At 59.6% G+C, this 3,309-nt stretch carries 4 protein-coding genes; 1 reads left to right on the forward strand and 3 read right to left on the reverse strand.

Going from position 1 to position 3,309, the window contains the following annotated elements; all coding sequences use genetic code 11:
* The 3 genes from ACH2EH_RS19320 to ACH2EH_RS19330 form a co-directional block, all read right to left on the reverse strand.
* Nucleotides 1–798, reverse strand: a 798-nt coding sequence (locus ACH2EH_RS19320) for a hypothetical protein (protein ID WP_395144224.1), incomplete at its 3' end; no start/stop codon positions are given.
* 1 nt (nt 799) lies between these two features.
* On the reverse strand, nt 800–2,260 hold the full coding sequence (gene terL, locus ACH2EH_RS19325) for a phage terminase large subunit (RefSeq protein WP_395144226.1): 1,461 nt from the start codon (nt 2,258–2,260) through the stop codon (nt 800–802).
* Nucleotides 2,223–2,753 carry a hypothetical protein gene (locus tag ACH2EH_RS19330; RefSeq protein WP_395144228.1) on the reverse strand — a complete coding sequence of 177 codons (531 nt, stop codon included), beginning with the start codon at nt 2,751–2,753 and terminating at the stop codon, nt 2,223–2,225. The genes terL and ACH2EH_RS19330 overlap by 38 nt, the downstream gene beginning before the upstream one ends.
* Before the next feature lie 216 nt (nt 2,754–2,969).
* Between ACH2EH_RS19330 and ACH2EH_RS19335 the strand changes: the two genes are divergently transcribed.
* Nucleotides 2,970–3,309 (forward strand): ParB/RepB/Spo0J family partition protein (locus ACH2EH_RS19335; protein ID WP_395144230.1); only part of this gene is annotated, 340 nt, incomplete at its 3' end.

Consider the following 3,309-nt stretch of genomic DNA (forward strand, 5'->3'; position numbering starts at 1 on the left):
CGAAGCTTTCGCACGGCTCTGCTCGGTCGCGCTCTTAGAACCCAGCAGCTCGCCGTCGTCGTCGGCTACCTCGCCATCGTTTGGAAAGAGCGGGTTGGCAAAGTGGACGAAAGGCACGCCAATCGGCTGATCGCTGGCATCGAGCCACGGAATCGGCCAGAGAGGATCTTCCCCGACAGCTACGGGGAAGTCGTAGTACGGCTCCCAGGCGTCGCTGTTGGCCTTCTTCGTGTACTTGTAGATGCTGCCAGGGTAGTAGAGATTTCGGCGCAGGGTTCCGTCCGCTTCGTACCAGTCCTTCACGGCGTAGAGCACCTGGCCGTCGGTGTCGTAGGCGATAAAGACGCCAGTCTGACCGTCCCAGAATGGCTCGCGGGTCAGCATCACGCGCCCGTTCGTGGCATCGCTCCCGTTCTTCCAGCTCACCATCAGGGCGCAGTCGCCGTCCCGGAGCATGGACCAGTGAACTTTGTGGGCGAGGCCCAGCAGACTGTTCTTCTGCCGAACGCTAGTCAGAAAGTCCAGAGCGCTGCGGGTTGTGGTCTCACTGCCCGCGTCGTAAGTCCAGCGAGCGAAGCGCAACCGGGTTGAGACGGTGGAGAGAACTTTGCCCACGATGTTGTCGCAGAAGCGGTTCCCCAGAATCCCGGCTACGCACTTGCGCTCCGTCTCGGTTAGCTTGATGGGCTGATTGCCCCGTGCATAGGCTCGGTACTTGCGCACCAGATACGCTTCAGGCAGAGCGGCTTCTCGCTGCTGCTCGATAGATTTGTGCAGCTCGTCGTCCAAGGCATACACCTCAATTCTGTAGGTAGTTCTGGCTGGTTACGCCGCGCTTCTTGCGCAGGTTGCTCATGCGGATGATCGCCGCCGTGAAGGCGTCCACGGGGTCGTCGTGCTCGGCGTTCGGGAACATCGCACAGAGCCTCACAAAGTCCTCGACAAAGTAGGCAGGAATCCAAGCGCCCTCTGCGCTCTGGGTGAGCGGTAAGTAGACGTTGCCCGCCTCAACGGTCGGACTAACCGCAAAGACACGCGCCTCTTTGCTGCCGTAGTCGGCAGGGGAGAAGGTGACAATGCCGTTCAGCTCTTTCTTGAGCACCGAGACTACTGCCGGGCCGTTGGCGGCGTCCTCAATCAGAATGGTCTTCGCACGCGGCCACTTGGCGCTCATGGAGCGAATGGCTGAGAGCGTGGCGACAAAGTCCATGCGCTCGGCGACGTAATCCAAGAGATAGAAGTCCGTGCCAAGCCTGCCCCAGACCTGACCGGCGACCAGATCCGAGTGCGATGTGTCTTTGAAGGTTAGATCCCAGCTCTGGATGATCTCGTCGAACTTACCGGGGTACTGACGGTAGTACTTCCACCAGGCCCGCTTGATGATCCCGCCCTCAATGGGCGCGGGCTCCTGCTGGTACTGACCCGCGAAGCCGTAGCTCCCGAGGTCGGTCTTTGCCGTCGCTATCTCAGTCGGCCCTTCTCGGTCTGTCCAGAGCAAGTCACCTGGTTGACGAACCAGCACCCGACCCGAGCGCGGGAAGTAGATGATGGTTTTGTGCGGGGCTTCGACAGGCAGCTTCAGGTGAAAGTAGCCACGGGCGATCCCGATGGAGGAGACGTCTTTCTCGTGAACGCGCTGCATCACGATCACGAACGAGTCTTTCTTTTTGTTGTTGAGGCGCGAGCTGAGCTTTTGGGTAAAGCGCCTGTTCGCCGCTTCGCGCTCTGCGGTGCTGAACGCCTGCTCGGGGTCAAGCGGGTCGTCTATAATCACGCGGTTGCCACCTTTGCCCGTGGCGGTGCGGTTGGCAATCATGGTGCCGCGCTGCGTGTTGGAGAACTCGTCTTTCTTGTTGGAGTCGTGGGCGAGCTGGAAGCGATCACAGAAGCGTGCCTGGAACTCGGGTGACTCGATGAGGTTCCGCCGTGCGATGGAGTGCGTCTCCATCAGGTTGGCCGAGTAGCTGTCAAAGAGAAAGCGGCGTGTCGGCTCACTCAGCCATTCCCACACCGGCCACATGATCGTGACCAGCGTGCTTTTCATCATCCGGGGAGGGATGTTGATGACGAGGTGGCGGATCTCGCCCGCTGTCACTGCCTCCAGATGCTCGGCGATGCAGTCCACGTGCCAGTTGTGCAGGTAGTCGGTTCCCGGCTCTAAGATCGGCCAGGCGAAGGGCACGAATGCCGCGAACGAGGAGATGATTCTCTCGGTCTGCTCGTCACGAATCGTCGGTGTCGGTGGCAGCTTGGGCTTCAACGCCAAGCGCTTCTCCGAGAGCCTGCGCGAAACCTCCTCCAATAAGGCGCGCTGCCTCGGCGACAAGTCGCTCGTCTGAAGACTTGGCAAACTCATGGACGTGGCGCTCCTTCGGGGCGTACTTGTCGCCCTGCGTCCGCTCCAGGTACCACGCGTGCGCTCTCCAGTCGGTTTTTGCCGCGTCCCGTATTCCCAGAACCGAGCGAGCTTCTGCCTCGGCCTTCGCGTTCTCTACTGCCTGCAAAAAATGCAAAAAGAGCAGCTCTTCCGAGTCTTCGGGCTCTTCGTCGGCAGAATACTTTTCCTGAACGTGTCGCCCTTTCTCCAGCCAGTAGAAGCCGGTTCGCGGTGCTACGGAGCAGAGCCTACAAGCCGTATCGAAGTAAAGCCCTCCCGCCATCCGTGCGGCAATCTCGTGCAGCAGCTCGCGGGTGAGCTTGAGCCTTCGTCCCGTTTTGGGTTGCCAGCCTGATTGTTTACTGCCTTCGTCCATAGTGATTTTCCGTCACTTTCCGCGCGGAAACTACTCGTTTCTGATGGCAAGAATAAATAGAAAGTGGTAGAATATAGATGTGGAAAACAAGAAACCCTGCCTTCAAGACGAGTCTCAAGGGCAAGGTTACTGGTTCGGGGCGGAGATACCAGCCCCCCCCGGCGGCTGCGAAGAACCTACGCAGCAAACAGGAGTTTACCGCAAGAAAGAACCAAAATGCAAACATCTTCACGGGCTGTACCAGCAGCCCCCAGTAAGGTCGTGCAGTTACCCATCACGAGTATCGTGGCGGGTAGCAACGACCGAACCGTTTTCAAGCCCGAGGCCTTGCGAGGTCTCGCTGACAGTATCGGGCAGCATGGGCTGCTCCAGCCGATCAGCGTCCGGCGCAGTGGCTCCGGCTTCCAGCTCATTGCCGGAGAGCGACGCTTCCGTGCTGTCCAGCTTCTAAAGTGGACAAAAGTTCCTGCGTTCGTCCTCGATGCTAGCGACGAAGACGCGGCGGCGCTGATGCTCGCGGAGAACACGGCAAGAGTGGACCTTGACCCGATGGACG

It is taken from the genome of Armatimonas sp., assembly GCF_043760365.1.
Lineage (GTDB): Bacteria > Armatimonadota > Armatimonadia > Armatimonadales > Armatimonadaceae > Armatimonas.